Annotated in this window: 1 protein-coding gene; it reads right to left on the bottom strand. The window is 40.9% G+C overall.

The window, feature by feature from the left end:
- The coding region (locus KJQ99_RS09875; protein WP_214150735.1) for a hypothetical protein at positions 1–428 on the bottom strand (428 nt) is incomplete at both ends.

A 428-nucleotide genomic window follows, 5' to 3' on the forward strand; every position in this document is an offset into this window, starting at 1 on the left:
TGTTTCATACAGTTCGATACGTTCTTGCCCTTTGGCTCTGATTGAATTAAAATCCTCGCCATCAGCCAGCCCCATCTTTTCAAGATATTTCTTAACCTTTTCAAAAGAAGAGTGGGAAGTGCTGATACGATGAGCCGTGTGCAGCATGTTCAACCCGTGATGCAATCCCCAAAGTTCAAGGATATATATGATTTCCGTTTTACCGTTACGACGCGGAATAGAGTAGCCAAACTTTTGGTGAACCCATAAGCCATCATCATCGACCGCCATAATATCTTTGACAAGATTTTTTTGCCAAGGGTAGCTTTGCAGACCGGTTTTTTCGTAAATCGCAATTGCTTCATCAGATAAGGATTTAGAAAATGGAAGAATTACCGATTGAGTAGGATTCTGATTGCCAAGCCGTTTTTCTTTTTCGACCATAACAT

Source organism: Campylobacter sp. 2018MI13 (genome assembly GCF_018501135.1).
Classification (GTDB): Bacteria; Campylobacterota; Campylobacteria; order Campylobacterales; family Campylobacteraceae; genus Campylobacter_E.